This is a genomic window from Sorangium sp. So ce834 (assembly GCF_051521425.1).
Lineage (GTDB): Bacteria > Myxococcota_A > Polyangia > Polyangiales > Polyangiaceae > Sorangium > Sorangium cellulosum_D.
In genome coordinates this window covers 683681-699507 of the sequence record NZ_CP150351.1, presented here as the reverse complement: position 1 = coordinate 699507, position 15827 = coordinate 683681, and the positions used below count along the sequence as shown (strand labels likewise).

The 15827-nt window shown below is 74.3% G+C and carries 12 protein-coding genes and 1 tRNA gene; 8 read left to right on the top strand and 5 right to left on the bottom strand.

The annotated features are described in order from the left end of the window. Positions 1 to 192: 192 nt before the first annotated feature. Complete coding sequence (locus WMF20_RS02615) at positions 193 to 1272, bottom strand: hypothetical protein (protein ID WP_437610406.1); 1080 nt, start codon at positions 1270 to 1272, stop codon at positions 193 to 195. A gap of 30 nt (positions 1273 to 1302) precedes the next feature. Between WMF20_RS02615 and WMF20_RS02610 the strand changes: the two genes are divergently transcribed. Together WMF20_RS02610 and WMF20_RS02605 are read left to right on the top strand one after the other, a co-directional pair. Next, positions 1303 to 2553: a class I SAM-dependent rRNA methyltransferase gene (locus WMF20_RS02610; RefSeq protein ID WP_437610404.1), complete on the top strand. Its 1251-nt coding sequence runs from the start codon at positions 1303 to 1305 to the stop codon at positions 2551 to 2553. 384 nt (positions 2554 to 2937) lie between these two features. Continuing rightward, on the top strand, positions 2938 to 3285 hold the full coding sequence (locus WMF20_RS02605; RefSeq protein ID WP_237244966.1) for a hypothetical protein: 348 nt from the start codon (positions 2938 to 2940) through the stop codon (positions 3283 to 3285). A gap of 121 nt (positions 3286 to 3406) precedes the next feature. Here WMF20_RS02605 and WMF20_RS02600 read toward each other — a convergent pair whose 3' ends face one another. Further along, the gene (locus tag WMF20_RS02600) at positions 3407 to 4579 is read right to left on the bottom strand and encodes a M20 family metallopeptidase (RefSeq protein WP_437610402.1); all 1173 of its coding nucleotides are present in this window, start codon (positions 4577 to 4579) and stop codon (positions 3407 to 3409) included. 182 nt (positions 4580 to 4761) lie between these two features. Here WMF20_RS02600 and argB point away from each other — a divergent pair, with 182 nt between their 5' ends. After that, positions 4762 to 5589, top strand: coding sequence for an acetylglutamate kinase (gene argB / locus WMF20_RS02595; RefSeq protein ID WP_437610400.1), 828 nt, complete (start codon positions 4762 to 4764; stop codon positions 5587 to 5589). Between the two features lie 58 nt (positions 5590 to 5647). Beyond that, positions 5648 to 6115, top strand: coding sequence for a hypothetical protein (locus WMF20_RS02590; RefSeq protein WP_129572861.1), 468 nt, complete (start codon positions 5648 to 5650; stop codon positions 6113 to 6115). Here WMF20_RS02590 and WMF20_RS02585 read toward each other — a convergent pair. Beyond that, a complete protein-coding gene (locus WMF20_RS02585; protein ID WP_437610398.1) occupies positions 6076 to 6420 on the bottom strand; it encodes a hypothetical protein in 345 nt (114 codons plus the stop codon). The two genes, WMF20_RS02590 and WMF20_RS02585, sit on opposite strands and share 40 nt — an antisense overlap. A 228-nt stretch (positions 6421 to 6648) precedes the next feature. On the opposite strand from WMF20_RS02585, the gene WMF20_RS02580 reads away from it, so the two are divergent. Beyond that, entirely contained in the window at positions 6649 to 8832 is a 2184-nt protein-coding gene (locus WMF20_RS02580; protein WP_437610396.1) for a hypothetical protein, read from the top strand. 157 nt (positions 8833 to 8989) lie between these two features. Continuing rightward, positions 8990 to 9062: transfer RNA gene (locus WMF20_RS02575), tRNA-Ala, on the top strand. Between the two features lie 426 nt (positions 9063 to 9488). On the opposite strand, the gene rd is transcribed toward WMF20_RS02575, so the two are convergent. Together rd and WMF20_RS02565 are read right to left on the bottom strand one after the other, a co-directional pair. Beyond that, the gene (gene rd / locus WMF20_RS02570; protein ID WP_129572858.1) at positions 9489 to 9653 is read right to left on the bottom strand and encodes a rubredoxin; all 165 of its coding nucleotides are present in this window, start codon (positions 9651 to 9653) and stop codon (positions 9489 to 9491) included. Positions 9654 to 9837: 184 nt separating this feature from the next. Next, positions 9838 to 10677: an SDR family NAD(P)-dependent oxidoreductase gene (locus WMF20_RS02565; protein ID WP_437610393.1), complete on the bottom strand. Its 840-nt coding sequence runs from the start codon at positions 10675 to 10677 to the stop codon at positions 9838 to 9840. Between the two features lie 400 nt (positions 10678 to 11077). Between WMF20_RS02565 and WMF20_RS02560 the strand changes: the two genes are divergently transcribed. Together WMF20_RS02560 and WMF20_RS02555 are read left to right on the top strand one after the other, a co-directional pair. Beyond that, positions 11078 to 12184: a cytochrome-c peroxidase gene (locus tag WMF20_RS02560; RefSeq protein WP_275938195.1), complete on the top strand. Its 1107-nt coding sequence runs from the start codon at positions 11078 to 11080 to the stop codon at positions 12182 to 12184. 58 nt (positions 12185 to 12242) lie between these two features. Next, positions 12243 to 15806, top strand: a complete 3564-nt coding sequence (locus WMF20_RS02555; protein WP_437610391.1) for an AAA family ATPase — start codon at positions 12243 to 12245, stop codon at positions 15804 to 15806. The last annotated feature ends 21 nt before the right edge of the window (positions 15807 to 15827 follow it).

Here is a 15827-nt window from a genome sequence, read left to right as displayed (position 1 = left end):
CGCCGCGCGCGCCGGACAACGCAGCGCACCACGCGAGCAACGTGGATTGCAGACCACGCTCGACGTCGCCTCGATGCCCAAGGCGGAATTGCGGCGCCTCGTTGCGACGGGAGAGCGGCCGGACGAGGTGTGCCCGCCTCCCTGGCGAGGGCGGTCAGCGCGGGATACCGGAGATGGGATGATCGGGACCGCTCAGGGGTCCGCCCACAACAGCGCGTACGTCAGGGGGTGCCAGAAGCCGCCGCGTTCCGTCCCCGGAGCAGCCCCGATGGCCACGAGCACGAGCCCTTGACCGTCCGCGACGCCGTCCGCCGGCACATCGCTGTTCGCCAGGATCTCGCGCATCGACACCGAGGACGTCACCGTCGCCGAGAGCGGCTCATAGGTCTCGATCTCGACCTCCTCGAGCGCGCCGAGGTCGCCGCGCGAGAGGCCGACGAACGGAGGGAACGGCGAGATCGCGCCGTACGAGAGGTCCTGCGCGACGGGCACCGCGCTCACGTCCGCGCGCCCGGGCGCGAGCCGCACGTTGACCGGCGGCGCCGCCGCGCTCGCGTGGGCGATCTGCAAGCTCAGCTTGCCGAAGCTCGTCCGCCGCGACATGGCGACCGCCACGAGGCCGGCGGTCGGCGTGTCGGCCGTGTAGGCGTCGCCGCAGCCCTGCTTCTCCCTGGCGTGCGTGTGTCCCTCGCCGCCCAGGCAGCCGGTGGCGACGAGGAGGAGGCTCTTCTCCTCGGCGAACACCGGCGCCGGCACCACGGGGAGCCCCGCGGCGACGATCGGGGCGGCGGGCTCCGCGGCGAGCGCGAGGATCTCGGCGCAGTCGAGCCCCTCCGTCGCGCCGAGCTCGCCGGCGATCACGTGCGCGTGCACGCTCGCCCCGTCGGGGATCGCCGCGCCGAGCGGCTCGATCGCCCGGGACCTGGCGAAGCCGAGGCCCGCGTCGTCGCCAGGCCAGGGCGCCACGCCGGCGCCGGTGCCGTCGGGGTAGGCGAGGAAGCAGAAGCGGACCGCGTCGTGATCGGCGACGCCGTTCACCACGGTGAGCCTGGTCGGCCCCGGCGGCTCGACGGCGTCGCCGCCGCCCGTCCCCGTGGCGGTCGCGCTGCTCGCGGTCGATCCCGGGCCGCCGCCGGCGCCGGACGTGCTCGCCGCGCTCGGCGGATCCCGGCCGAGGAGGTCGTGGTCCTGCGTGCAGCCGGGTCCACCGAGCGCGGCGAGCAGGATCCCCCCGAGGCAGGCACGGCCGATCGAGACAACACGGTGCAGCACGCTGGGAGCTTACCGTGCTAGGCGGGGTCGATGCGGGTCCATCTCACCGCGACAGCCGCCGCCGCCGTCCGCCGCGGCCACCCGTGGGTGTACCGAGACGGCATCGTGGGCGGCGGCGGGCGCGCGGCCGGTCCCGGGGATCGCCGGCGCGGGGAGCGCGCGCCTCGCGGCGGCGGCGGCGCCGCCGCCGCGACGGGCGACGTGGTCGAGCTGTCGGCCGAGGGCGCCCCGTTCCTCGGGCGGGGGCTCTGGGACGCCGACTCGGCGATCGCCGTCCGCGTCTTCCAGCGCGCGCAGGCGCCGGCGCTCGACGAGCGCGCCATCGCGGAGCGGCTCGAGCGCGCCTTCGCCCTGCGCGACGGCTGGTTCGCCGGCCGCGACACGACGGCCTACCGCCTGTGCAACGGCGAGGGGGACCGGGTGCCCTCGCTGGTCATCGATCGGTACGACCGCGTCGCGGTGGTCCGCCTCGACGGCGGCATGCTCGCGCCGTGGCTCGACCGCCTGCTCCCGCACCTCGCCCGCGCGCTCGGCGCCCGCGGCGTGCGCTCGATCGGCCTGCGCGCGCGCGGGGAGGCTACGAGCGGGGACGCGGACGGCAAGAAGCTCGCGCACCTGCACGGGCCGCCGCTGCCGGATCGCCTCTTCGTGCGGGAGACGGGGGTCGCGATGGAGGTCGATCTCGCGCGCGGGCAGAAGACGGGGGCGTTCCTCGACCAGCGCGACAACCGCGCGCGGGTGCGCGCGCTCGCGGCCGGGCGCCGGCGCGTGCTCAACCTGTTCAGCTACGCGGGCGGCTTCTCGGTGGCAGCGGCGCTCGGCGGCGCGGGGCGGGTCACCTCGGTGGACTCGGCGCCGGCCGCGCACGCGACCGCGCAGCGCACGTTCCGCGAGAACGGCCTCGATCCCGCGGCGCACGACTTCGTGACGGCGGACGCGTTCGACTTCCTCGAGAAGGCCCGCGCCCGCGGCGACCGGTACGATCTCGTCATCTCCGATCCGCCGAGCTTCGCGCCGAGCGAGCGCGCCAAGCCGCGCGCGCTCGGCGCCTACCGGCGGCTGCACGCCGCGGTCGCGCGCGTGCTCGATCGCGGCGGCGTGCTGTGCGCGGCGTCGTGCTCGAGCCACATCACGGCGGAGGACTTCCTGGCGACGCTCGACGACGCCACCCTGGAGCGGGACGATCTGCGGGTGCGGGCGATCCACGGGCAGCCGGAGGACCACCCGACGCTGCCGGCGTGGTGGGAGGGGCGGTACCTCAAGTTCGTGGTGCTGGAGTGAGCGCGCCAGCGCGCCGCGGATGCGGCCGAGGCAGATCCGGCGGCCAGGCGGCGGCGGCCGGGGCGGACACGCCGTGAGCATCGCCCATGCGGCGGCACCGAGCGAAGCGCAGGAGTGCAATTCACGCCCGGCACGGCCGGCGACGGCGGCAGCGCCGCGCCCGGCGGTCCGCCGGAGAGCGCCAGCGCGCCGGGGAGCGCTGAAGCAGCTGAGACTTTCACGACCGGCGAGAGCTGCGTGCAGTGAGAGCCATCATGTTATTTCGTGACGATTCCAAGAACTCAGACGTAAGGCCGCCCAGCATCACGGATTTCACCGGGAGAGCGCTTGGCGAGCTGCTTTATCAGCGGCAAGATGGGCGCCCTCGGCTCGAGAGGTGCGCCCATGTCCAAGCGTCGTTGGTTCCACAGCAGCGGCGTGCGCCGCTCGGGAAACGTGATCCACGTCAGCCCGACGCTGATGTGGGAGCTGTCGTGGGTGCGGAAGATGGGCCTCGAGGACATCGACTGGGACCCCGAGCGCTACTGCGCGTGCTGCATCGCGGAGCGAGCCACCCGCGGAGAGGCCGTCGAGGATCTCGCGCCGCCCTCGAAGACGCGGCCCGACTTCTTCGTGCGGGACGATGACGTGCACGCCGCGCCGTCCGGCGGCCCGCCACGGGGCGCCAGCGGCGCCATGCCGCGCCACCTGAAGCTCGTGCGCGCGCCGCGGCCCGAGCCCGAGGAGACGTAACGAAACCCTCGAAGGACGGATCCGGAGTCGTTCAGATCCGGAGTCGCGCGGAGCCGCAGTCAGCATAGGCCGACACGCCACACGGCGGGACTCGCTCCTCGCTCGCGGGGGCGCCCTCGCGCTACCCCGTCGCCGAGGCGCGACGCCCCACAAGGAACGCCGCAAGCGCCTCCGCCTTGGGCACGAGCGTCCCCACCTCGATGAGCTCGTCCTTCGTGTGAAAGCCGCTGCCCCGCGGCCCGAGACCGTCGATGGACGGGATCCCGATCTCGGCCGTCGAGCTCGCGTCGGAGCCGCCGCCGATGAGCGGCGCCTCGGCGTCGCCGAGCCCCGCCGCCCGCGCGCAGGCCGCATACTCCCGGCAGAGCGCCGCGCTCGCCTCGGTCCGCACGAGCGGCGACCGCGCGACGTCGCCGTCCACGCGCACCGAGGTGCCAGGCACCTCGAGCGCCGCCTCGTGCGCCGCCGCGGCGAGCGCAGAGAGGGTCGCCTCGCCGTCCGCGAGGCTCACGAAGCGGAAATCGACCGCCGCCTCGGCCGCGTCGGGCACCGTGTTCCTCCCCTGCCCGCCGCTCACCTTGCCGACGTTGACCGTGACCCCCCGCGCGTAATCGGTGAGCCGCTGCGCCCAGTCGATGAAGCGGGCGAGCGCCCAGATGGCGTTCGCGCCCTGCTCGTGCGCGTTGCCGGCGTGCGCCGCCTTGCCCGTCGCCCGCACCGTCGCCCCACCCGTGCCCCTGCGCGCGGTGATGATCCTGTCGCCCTCGCGCCCGGCCTCGAACACGAGCGCGCAGGACGCGCCCGCGAGCTCGCGCTGCAGCAGCGGGCGCCCCTCGGGCGACCCGACCTCCTCGTCCGACACGATCGCGAGCCGCACCGGGATCTCCGCCAGCGCGCCGATCCGCTCGAGCGCCCGGAGCGCCTCGATCGCCACCACGAGCCCGCCCTTCATGTCGAGCACGCCGGGCCCGCGCGCGAGATCGCCGTCCAGGCGGAAGCCCTCGAAGACGCCCGGGGGAAACACCGTGTCGAGGTGCCCGACGAGGGCGACGTGCCCCGCCGGCGACGCCTTCGCCGCCTCGCTCTCCACCACCCAGTGGGCCGCGAACCGCGCGCTCGGGAACCGGCGCACCGACAGGCCGGGGATCGTCGTGAGCTCGTCGGCGAGGACCTCGCCCACCGCGTCGCCGCCGCGCGGGTTGTCCGTGAACGAGTTGAGGTTCACCAGCCGCTCGAGGAGCGCGAGCATCGGCGCGGTGCGGCTGGACAGCGCCTGTCGGAGGGCCTGGATCACCGCGCCAGCATGCCACGGAAGCGCGGGCGCCGCCGCGCCGCGGAAGCGCGGGCGCCGCAGCGCCGCGGAAGCCCGCGCGCGGGGAGCGCGGGCGCGCGGGGGCCCGGCGGCCTCTGCCCTGCCCGCTGCAGAAGTGATACGTGTCCGCCCATGAACCGTCCCAGAGCAACGCGGAGGCACCCGTGACAGCGTCGGAAGGCCCGCTCGTCATCAAGCTCGGCGGCGAGGTCGTGGGCAGCCCGGCCCTCGCCGTCCTCGCCAGCGATCTCGCGGCGCTCACCCGCGCCGGCGCGCGCGCGGTCGTCGTCCACGGCGGCGGCGCGCAGGCGACCCGGCTGCAGGAGCGCCTCGGCATCCCCGTCCGGCAGGTCGCCGGCCAGCGCGTCACCGACGCGGACACGCTCGACGTCATGAAGATGGTCGTCGCCGGCAAGCTCAACGTCGACCTCTGCGCCGCGCTCCTCGCCGCGGGCGCGCGGCCCGTCGGGCTCCACGGCGCGAGCGGGCCCGCCCTCGCGGCGATCAAGCGTCCGCCCCAGGTCTACCGGAGCGCCGGCCCCGATCCGGTGGACCTCGGCCTCGTCGGCGACATCACGGGCGTCGACCGCGGGCTCCTCGAGCTGCTCGGGCGCGGCGGCTACGTGCCCGTGCTCGCCTGCCTCGGCGCCGGCGCGGACGGGCAGGTCTACAACATCAACGCCGACACGGTCGCCAACCGCGTCGCCATCGAGCTCGGCGCCGCGGGGCTCTTCCTCGTGAGCGACGTGCCGGGCGTGCTGCGCGACGTCTCGGACCCCGCCTCGCGCATCCCGAGCCTCACCGTCGCCGAGGGGCGCGCGCTCATCGCGAGCGGCGCCGTCACGCGCGGGATGATCCCGAAGCTCGAGGAGTCGTTCGCCGCGCTCGCGGAGGGGGTCCGCCGCATCCACATCCTGGGGCGGCTCCGCCCGGGCGATCTCGAGCGCGAGGCGAGCGCGCCCGGATCGATCGGCACCGTGCTCGTCCCCTGAGGACCGCGGCCGGCCTCGCCCCGACCGGCCGCGCGCCGTATGCTCCTGCCCATCCTCGATGATGGACGCCGTCCGCTCCGCGATCTCGTTCGTGCAGGCGCATCGCGGGCAGATCGCGATCGGGGTGGGCGTGTGCGCCGCCAGCTTCGTCGCGGGCACGGCGCTCGTCGCGTTCGTGCTCGTCCGTCTGCCCGAGGACTACCTGCAGAAGCAGGAGGACGAGCCTTTCCTGCCAGGGCGGCCCGCCTGGATGCGCGTGTCGGCGCGCGTCGGGAAGAACCTGCTCGGCGTCGTCGCCGTGGCGCTCGGGATCCTGCTCTCGCTGCCCGGCGTTCCGGGCCCGGGCGCGCTGGTGATCCTGATCGGCGTGATGCTCCTCGACATCCCTGGCAAGCGGCGGCTGGAGCGGCGGTTCCTCGGGGCGCCGAAGATGCGGTCGGTCGCCGATCGCGTGCGCGCCCGCTTCGGCCGCCCGCCGCTGCGCGTTCAGCCGGACTCCCGCCGCTCCTCGCCCGGCAAGGCCTGAGCGCTCGCTTCGCCCGGCGAGCCCTGGGCGGCGTCCGGCAGGCCCGCGGCGGCCGGCAGGCCCGCGGCGGCCGGCAGTCCCGGAGCGGCCGCCTCGACCGGCGCGCCTTGGGCGCCCGCGGCCGCCGTCGCGGCCGCCGGCCCGACCCGACGGGCCCCCGCGCGCAGCCGGAGATGCCAGGCGAAGAGCGCCGCCGCGAGCGCGAGCGCGAGCGCCGCCGAGACCCACTCGCGCGGCGCGAGCAGGAGGCAGCCGGCCAAAAAGGCGCAGGCCGCGAGCGCAAGGCGCTCTTCCGCGTCGGGCATCGGGGGCACCTCCGCTCCCCGTTACCGCCCCGCGCCGCGCGCATCAAGCGCGCCGCGCCGCCGCCGCGTGAGCCCGCGCGCATCGAGCGCGCCGCGCGAGGCGACCAGGGCCCCGGCGCTCCCGCGCGTCGCGACCCTGGTCGCCTCGTGCGGCGCCCGCGCGGTTGCGGTAGGTAGGGACCGACAGCGGCGAGCGCTCCGCTCGCGCAGCACCGACCTCGACGCCTTATGAACGTAAACGACGATCGCGACGAGCGCGGGCCCGAGGGCGCGCTCCGGGACGAGGACCCCAGCGGGAGCCACGAGGCCGGCCAGAAGGCCGCCGCCGAGGGGGGCTCCGGCGCAGGCGAGGGCGCGCCCGCGGGCGGCGCCGCGAACGACGAGGAGCAGGGCGGCGCCGCGGCGGACGACGGCTCCGCGGCCGACGACCGCGCCGCGGCCGACGACGGCGACGCCGAGGGCGACGGCGAGCCGGAGGCGGCTCCCCCGCCGCGCGGGCCATCGATGTGGGACATCCTCCGGGACAGCTTCTTCACGTTCGACCGGCGGACGCTCGGCTTCACGCGCATCCTGCTCGGCTTCTTCCTGATCGGCGACCTGTTCCGCCGCACGTGGGCGTGGAACGACATGTTCGCGGACATCGGCGTCCTGCCGAACCACGTGAACCTCTGGCGCCCGCAGGGCAGCGGGAACTTCTCGCTCGTCAACGCCTTCTCCACGCCGGGCGAGCTCGCGGTCCTCTGGGTCGTGATCTTCGCGACCTACGTCTGCCTGCTCATCGGCTGGAAGACGAAGCTCATGCAGGTGCTCTCGCTCGTGTTCGTCACGAGCATGAACGGGCGCGTCCTGCTCATCGAGAACGGCGGCTACGTCGTCCACAACCTGCTCCTGCTCTGGACGTGCTTCCTGCCGCTCGGCGATCGCTTCTCGCTCGACGCGCTCCTCGCGTCGATGAAGCGGAGCCGCGAGCGGACCGCCGACGATCTCAACGATCGCACCGCCCTCGACGATCCGCTCAAGCCGAACGATCACGTGACCCTCGTCGGGCCCATCCTGCTGATCCAGCTCGCGGCGATCTACTTCTTCAACGTGGTGCACAAGACCGGCCCCGCCTGGAAGAACGGGACCGCGATCCACTACGTGCTCTACGTCGACCGGATGGTGACGCCGATCGTGGCGGACATCCGCGACTACGCGCCGAACTTCATCATCCTGTTCATGACGCGGATGGTGATCGCGTTCGAGGCGGCCATGCCGGTGTGCCTCCTCTCGCCGCTCGGCCGCGTGTGGGCCCGGCGGCTCGCGCTCGTGATGATGAACGTGCTCCACGTCGGCTTCGGCACGACGTTCGTGCTGGGACCGTTCGCGTGGGCGCTCTGCGTGTTCTCGACGCTCCTCTTCGGCCGCGAGGACTGGGAGATCGCCGCGCGCACGATGCGGCGCGCGCACCGGGCCCGCGTCGTGCTGTTCGACCCGCGGTCGCCGGGCGCCGTCCTCGCCTGCCGCGTGCTGAAGCGGATGGACCGGTTCGGGCTGCTGACGTTCGAGGCGTCGAGCTCCGCGGCGCACGGGCTCGCCGCGCGGCGCCCCGACGGCAAGGGGGTCGAGGGCGCCCTGGCGCTCGCGGACGTCGTCGCGGCGATCCCGCTCGGCCCCGCGGTCGCGTGGGCGCTCCGCCTGCCGCTCGTGCGCGACGCGGTCACGGCGGCGATGGCGGCGGCGCACCGCCGCAGCCTGGGCCGGGCGCTCGGCGCGCGGCTCCCGGAGCGCTCGGAGGTCGCGCCCCCGCCGGCGCCGCTCCGGCTCGCCGGCCGGAAGGCGCTCATCGGGCTGCGCGAGATCGGCGCGCTCGCGATGTTCGTCGGCGCCGTGAACCAGGCGGCGGTCGAGCTGTGGGTCATCAAGAACCGCTGGAAGGTGCCGCACCCCGAGGAGACGCGGGTCCTCGCGCAGAAGCTCCGGTTCCTCCAGGGCTGGTTCATGTTCTCGCCCAACCCGGTGATGGACGACGGGACGATCGTGGTCGACGCCGTCACGGTCGACGGCCGCCACATCGATCCTTTCACGGGCAAGCCGCCGAACTTCGACCTCCTGAACGCGAAGAGCTTCGCGTACACCCAGATCTGGTGCGACTACTTCGCCCGCATCAAGCTGCCGGCGAACACCTCGTACCGCGACGCGATGAAGGAGTACATGTACCGCTACCCCGAGCGCACGGGGCGGCCCGAGGACGCGATCGTCTCGGGGGACGTGTACTGGGTGAAGGACTGGAACCCGAAGTGGGGGAGCACCCAGAGCTACGGGGAGGAGCGCGAGCGGCTCTTCTCCTTCCAGAACCCGAAGGCCCAGGCGCGCGCGCAGGCCGAGCCGCCCGGCGAGCCCGCGCAGACGGACCAGAGCCCCGCCAACTAGGCCTCGCTCGCGCGCAGGCCCGCGGGGGTCGCGCGAGAGGTGGTGCCGAGCTGCCCCGACCCTCGGAGGGGGCAAGGCACGGGGACCCCGGACAGAAACCGCTTTCTTCGCTTGACAGCCGCGCCCAGGCGGGTAGAGTCCGCGCTCTCGAAAGCGAGGGCCTGTAGCTCAGTTGGGAGAGCGCTAGAATCGCACTCTAGAGGTCGCAGGTTCGATCCCTGTCAGGTCCACCCTCGAAGTCGTTCAATTCTCTTTCTTAGCAGTTCTTTTTACCTCCCTCGGTATCGTCGCCAGCGAGCACGCACCGAGCTTGCGCCGCGGTTGGCTCCACTGCACCGCGCTGCGCCGTCCCCACGCACGGCGCCGTGCTTCGCGGCCGCCGCGAGGACGTTTCTCGCTCGCCGCGGCGTACTTCGCGCACCGCGGAGCGCTTCGCGCTCACCATGGAGCGCTTGCCGCGCTCGCCGCGCGCCCCGCGATAGCGCTGCGGCTGGCTCGTCGGAGGCGCCGAGCTCGTCCGACCCGAGGACGATCGCGCGGCGGCGCGCGGACGGCGCCACGCAACACAGGGGGACGGCGGGCGGACCATCGATGTACCCGCCCGCCCGCGCCTCCGTGGCACCTACCCCGCCGCGGCACGGAGCGGGGCAGCGCGCTCAGTCCTCGATCGGCTCGAAGTCCGCCTTGGTCGCGCCGCACTCCGGGCAAACCCAGGTGTCGGGCAGGTGCTCGAACAAGGTCCCCGGCGCAATGCCGCTGTCGGGGTCGCCGACCGCCGGGTCGTAGATGTGATCGCAGACCAGGCACCGATATTTCTTCATCCGTGGTTCTCCTCAGGGGCTTGGCGAGCCGCGCACGACGCTACCACAAGGGCTATGGCCCCGGAGATGAACCTGCCGCGCCGCGGCCCCGCAGCGCGACGTGGCGCGGAGCGATGGCCGGCTCAGCGGCGCTCCGTTCCACGTCTTGCGCGTCTTCCGCAGGCGGCCGCGGCCGCGACGCGCCTCAGGGCGGCGCCGGAGCACCGCGCACGGCGAGCTGCTTCTTGCGCAGCATGCGCGCGATCGGCCGGTAGACGAGCCGGAGCAGCCAGCGGGGGCAGAGGACGCCGAGGTAGACGACGAACCACGCCACCACCCCGGGCACGACGAGCGCGCGACCCCGGTCCACCGCGCGGAGGAGGGAGCGCGCGCAGCGCTCCGGAGAGATCGACAGGAGCAGGGGCGGCTCGAGGCCCGTGAAGTTGCCGGCCATCTCCGCGAACTCGGTCTGCACCGGCCCGGGACAGACCTGCGTCACCCGCACGCCGGTGCCGGCCAGGTCGATGCGGAGGCCTTCGGTAAAGCTCGTGACGAAGTGCTTCGTGCCGATGTAGGCGGCCATCCCCGGCCCGAAGGTGAGCCCGAAGCCGGAGCTCACGTTCGCGATCGCGCCGCGCCCGCGCGACACCATCGGGCCGACGAGCCGGTGCGTGAGGTACGCGAGGCTCGTCACGTTCAGCGCGATCATCTGCTCGGTGCGCGACCACGCCGAGAGGTCGAACAGGCTGAGATCGCCGAAGCCGGCGTTGTTGACGAGGACGTCGACCCCCCCGACCTCGGCCGCCACGGCGAGGAGCATCGCGTCGACCGCCGCCCGATCGGTGACGTCGCAGCCGAAGACGAGCACGGCGAGCCCCGGACGCGCCGCGGCGAGCTCGGCGCGCAGCGCCTCCAGGCGATCCCTGCGGCGCGCCACCAGCACGAGCGCCCGGGCGCGGCCGGCGACCTCGCGCGCCAGCGCGCGGCCGATGCCCGACGAGGCGCCGGTGATGAGCACGACCCCGCTGTCGATCGGCGATTGCACGGCCGCAAGGGTTGCCCAGCGCCCCCGGGCGACGCAAGGGCCCCGAGGCGAGCGCCCGCGCCACCTCCCCCGGATCGCCCGCCGCGTCCCGCGCCCGCTGCGCCGCGCCGGCGAGCGCGCCGCGCGCCCGCCTGGATAAATCGGATGAAGCGGAAATGCATACTTCGGGGGGAGATGGACGCGAAGGCGGCACCTCAGCGCCCATTGCGCTACCTTCGAGACCAGGAGTCGCAACCTGGCCGTAACACGCGCCGCGTCGCCGGGCGCCCCGCGCGACGGCGCCGCGCAGCGCGCCTTGGCCGACGGTCGCGACGGCGACGGCGGCGCGGCTGAGGCGCGCGTTGACGTAGCAGGCGGCTCTATCTACCGTGGACTTCGTCCTCACGAGCCAGGAGACATCATGCGTTCGCCCTCATCTCTCGTCTGTGTGCTCCTCGTCGCCGCCGGCCTCGGCGCCTGCGAACGATCCGCGGAGTACGAGTACAAGGCCCCCCCGGCCGCGACCACGGCAAAGCCCTCGACGACGGGCGACGTGAAGCCGCTCGTCTTCAATCCGGACGACGTCAAGTCCTTCAAGGTGCTGCCCGCCAAATTCGAGTACGACAAGAACCCGATCACCGATGAGAAGGTGACCCTGGGCAGGATGCTCTGGTACGAGGCGCGCCTCTCGAAGAACCACGATATCTCCTGCAACTCGTGTCATGACCTGTCCAACTACGGCGTGGACAACAAGAACTTCTCCTCCGGGCACAAGGGCCAGCTCGGCGGCCGCAACTCGCCGTCGGCCTACAACGCGGGCCACCACATCGCCCAGTTCTGGGACGGCCGCGCGGCCACGCTCGAGGACCAGGCCAAGGGGCCTATCCTGAACCCCGTCGAGATGGCCATGCCCGACGAGAAGCGGGTCATCACGACGCTCAAGTCGATCCCCGAGTACGTGAAGCTCTTCAAGGCCGCCTTCCCCGACGACAAGGAGCCGATCACCTACGACAACATGGCCAAGGCGATCGGCGCGTTCGAGCGCGGCCTGGTCACGCCGTCGCGCTTCGACAAGTACCTCGACGGCGACGACAAGGCCCTCACCGCCGAGGAGAAGGCCGGGTTCCACAAGTTCATCTCGCTCGGCTGCCCGACCTGCCACACGGGCGTCGCCGTCGGCGGCTCGACGTTCCAGAAGCTCGGCCTCGTGAAGGAGTACGCCGGCCTCAAGGACAACGGGCGCTTCGACGCCACGAAGGACGAGAAGGACAAGTTCTTCTTCCGCGTCCCGAGCCTCAGGAACATCGAGAAGACCTTCCCCTACTTCCACGACGGCTCGATCGCGACGCTCGACGAGACCGTGACCAAGATGGCGTGGCACCAGCTCGGCGTGGAGGCCAAGCCCGAGGAGGTGAAGTCGATCGTCGCCTTCCTCAAGTCGCTCACCGGCGAGCTCCCGACCGAGTACATCAAGAAGCCCGAGCTGCCCCCGAGCACGCCCGCGACGCCCAAGGCCGACCCGTCGTGAGCGGCGCGCCGATCCGATTGCGCCGACCGGGCCGATCGGGTCTGCTCCGCCCCCTCGGATGAGCGCGAGCTCCGGCGACGAGGGACGATCCGCGCCCGCTCCTGAGGACGGAGCGGGCGCGCCCGCGGACGGCGCCCCCGAGGCGCGCGAGGGGCGCACCGCGCGGGCGCTCGTCTTCGTGCGCGAGCGCTTCGACGGCGCGTGCGTCGCCTTCCCCGTCGCGGCGCCCGACGCCGCGAGCTTCGGCCGCGACGACGACGTCCTCGTCGAGCAACAGCTCTTCTTGCGCGAGCACGCGGCGCGCGCCCAGCCCGAAGCGATCTCCCGGCTCTCGTTCCCGGAGGGGACCGAGCTCCTCTCCGTGGACGTCCCCGTCCCGCGCGACGATCTGCCGCGCAAGCTGCGGAGCGAGACGCCGGTGAGCTTCCCGTGCGTCGTGGTGCCCGCCGGCGAGCGGGCGGCGCGCGGGGCGCCCCAGAGCGCGCCGGCGGCGCGCGACGCGTGGGTGCTCGTGCCGAGCCTCGGCCACGCGTTCCACGTCGAGGCCGGCGAGCCGATCGCGCCGGCGATCCGGCACGAGGTGCGCCGGCTGCTCGCCTCGCAGGCGCTGTCGACGTGGGAGCACCAGGGGCTCCTGCCCGGGAGCGCGCACCGCCTGGAGGTGCTCCACGCCCCGCTGCCGGAGCCCGAGCCCGCGGGCGGGCGCGGGCAGCGCGGCGCCTCGGTCGCCGAGCGCGCGCGGCGGAAGAAGGCGGTGGACGCGCTCGTCTCGGTCGCGACGCCGCTCCACGTGGCCGCGCAGCGGAGCCCGGCTCCGCCGCCGCTCGCCTGCCGCGACGCGGAGCTCGCGCGCCTCGCCGCGCTGCTCGACGGCGACGAGCGCCTCGGCGTCCTGCTCGTCGGCCCGGAGCACGCCGGGAAGACGGCGCTCATGCAGGCCTACGTCGCGCGCCAGACGCGGCTCGTCTACGCGACGTCGGGCGCGCAGCTCGTCGCGGGCATGAGCGGGCTCGGGCAGTGGCAGGAGCGCATCCACGGCGTGATGGAGGCCGCCGCGGCGCTCGACGCCGTGCTGTACTTCGAGAACCTCGACGACCTCCTCGCCGAGCGCGCCGAGGGGGGTCACGTGGACCTGGCCGGCGCGATGCGGCCCTACCTCGACGAGGGGCGGGTGCGCGTCGTGTGCGAGCTGCGGGACGACCGGCTCGACGCGCTCGAGGGGCGGCACTGGGCCTTCTTCGCCGGCCTGAGCCGCATCCGGGTCGAGCCGCTCTCGGCGGAAGGCACCCGGAAGGCGCTCGCCGAGCGCGCCGAGCGCGACCGCCGCGTCGAGCCGCACCGCCCCGCGGTCGCGGGTGACGCGCTGACGGCGCTCGTCGATCTCGCGGAGCGCTACCTCCCCTACAGCGCCTTCCCGGGCAAGGCGGTCCGCCTCTACGAGGACCTGCGCACCGTGCACGAGCGGGAGCGGACCGCGCAAGGGGAGCCGGTCACGCTCGGGCGGAGCGATCTCCACGAGCTGTTCTCGATGCGCACCGGCATGCCGGCGTTCCTCCTGCGCGACGATCTGCCGCTCCGGGTCGATCGCGTGGCGCGCGATCTCGGGGCGAGCGTCATCGGGCAGGAGCGCGCGGTGCGCGCGCTCGCCGAGACGATCGCCGTGGTGAAGGCGGGGCTCTCGCCGCCGGACAAGCCGCTCGCGACGTTCCTCTTCGTGGGGCCGACCGGCGTCGGCAAGACCGAGCTCGCCCGCGCGCTCGCGGGGCTGCTCTTCGGGTCGCCCGATCGGCTCTCGCGGTTCGACATGAGCGAGTTCTCGAGCGAGGGCGCGGCCGATCGCCTGATCCGCGGGACCGACGGCGCGGGCGGCCTGCTCACGCAGCGCGTGCGCGAGCAGCCGTTCTGCGTGCTCCTGCTCGACGAGATCGAGAAGGCCCACCGGGCCGTGTTCGATCTCCTGCTGCAGGTGCTCGGCGAGGGGCGCCTCTCCGACGCGCGCGGCAGGACGGCGTACTTCCACAACGCGATCGTGATCATGACCTCGAACCTCGGCGCGGCGGAGCGGCGCGCGCAGGCGGGGTTCGCGGGCGAGCGAGGCGCGGCGCCCGCGGAGGAGCAGGCCGCGCTGGACGAGGCGCATTACCAGCGCGTGGTCGCGGGCGCGTTCCGGCAGGAGTTCGTGAACCGCATCGATCGCGTGGTGCCGTTCCGATCGCTGACCCGCGCGGAGCTGTCCGAGGTCGCCCGCCTCACGGCGCAGCGCCTGAGCCGGCGTCGCGGGCTCTCCGAGGCGGGCGTCGCGCTCGAGGTCTCGCCGCGGGCGCTCGCCCGGCTCGCCGAGGACGGCCACGCGCCGGCCTACGGCGCGCGGGCGCTCCGGCGCCACGTCGAGGAGCACCTCGCGGCGCCCCTCGCGCGGCTGCTCGCGGGGCTCGGCGGCGAGGCGCGGGACCTCACCGTATGGGTCGCCGAGGCGGGGGAGCCGGAGGCGCCGGCGGAGGGCGCCGCGGTCGGCCGCGCGGAGACGCCGGCGCTCCGCCTCGTGGCGCGGCGGCGGCGCGCGGCGCGGGCGGGGCAGCAGGCGTTCGGCGTCGAGCAGGTCGGCGATCTCCGGCGCGAGGTGGACCTTTGGATGGGCCTCGGGCCGATCGAGCAGCTCCGGGAGCAGATCGACTTCCTGCTGACGCAGCTGAGCCTGTCGAGCGGGCGCACGCGCGATCGCCGCCACGAGATCGACGCCGCAGCGCTGCAGGCCGAGCACCACCGGCTGAGCGAGCTCTGGGGGCAGCTCGCGGCCGCGCAGGAGGAGATGCACGGCGTCGAGGAGCTCGCGCTGATGGCGCTGCTCGAGGGCGAGGAGGTGCGCGAGCTCGCGCGCGAGGCGCGCGCGGCGTGGGAGGGCGTCCGCAAGGTGCTGCCGCGCGCGCTCGTCGCGACGGAGGCGCGGCGCGACGCGATCACGCTCATCCTGGAGGAGCTCGACGAGGGGGCGTTCGATCGGTGGCTCGCGCCGCTCCTCCGGGAGCTCCCGCGGCGGGGGTGGAGCGCGACGCTGCACATCGACGGCGACCGGGGCGGGCCCGGCGACGGCGCGTGGCCCGCGAGCCGGCGGTGGGGTCCGCCGCGCTCTCCGGTCGACGTGCTCGAGGCGCTCGATCAGCCGAAGCGCGGCTTCCGGAACGTGCTCTTCCGCTGCACCGGCGCGTACGCGGGCGCGTTCCTGTCGCTCGAGCGGGGGCACCACGAGCTCGTCACGCGCAAGCGGGACGCGGGCGCCGCGCGCGACGCGTCAGGCGACGGCCGGCTGCACGTGTTCGTGCACTTCGTCGCGCACGCGGCCGGCATCGCCGAGGATCAGTGGGAGCACAGGTCGCTCGCCCCGCCCCCCGCCGGCTCGTCCGCGGCGCGGCGGCGCGGGGCGGCCGCGCGCGAGCACGACGAGGTCGAGGGCGCGGTGCTCATCGCGGGGCGTCGGGCGCGGCTCGCCATGGATCCGGCGTGGTACTGGGAGCGCCTCGACGAGGTCGCGCTGGCGCACCTGCTCCTGTTCGAGGACGAGGGGAGCGGGCTCGATCGGAGCGAGTACTTCAGCGCGGGCGGCGACGGGGCAGCGTCCGAGTAGCGCCGGAGCGCTACACTCGCC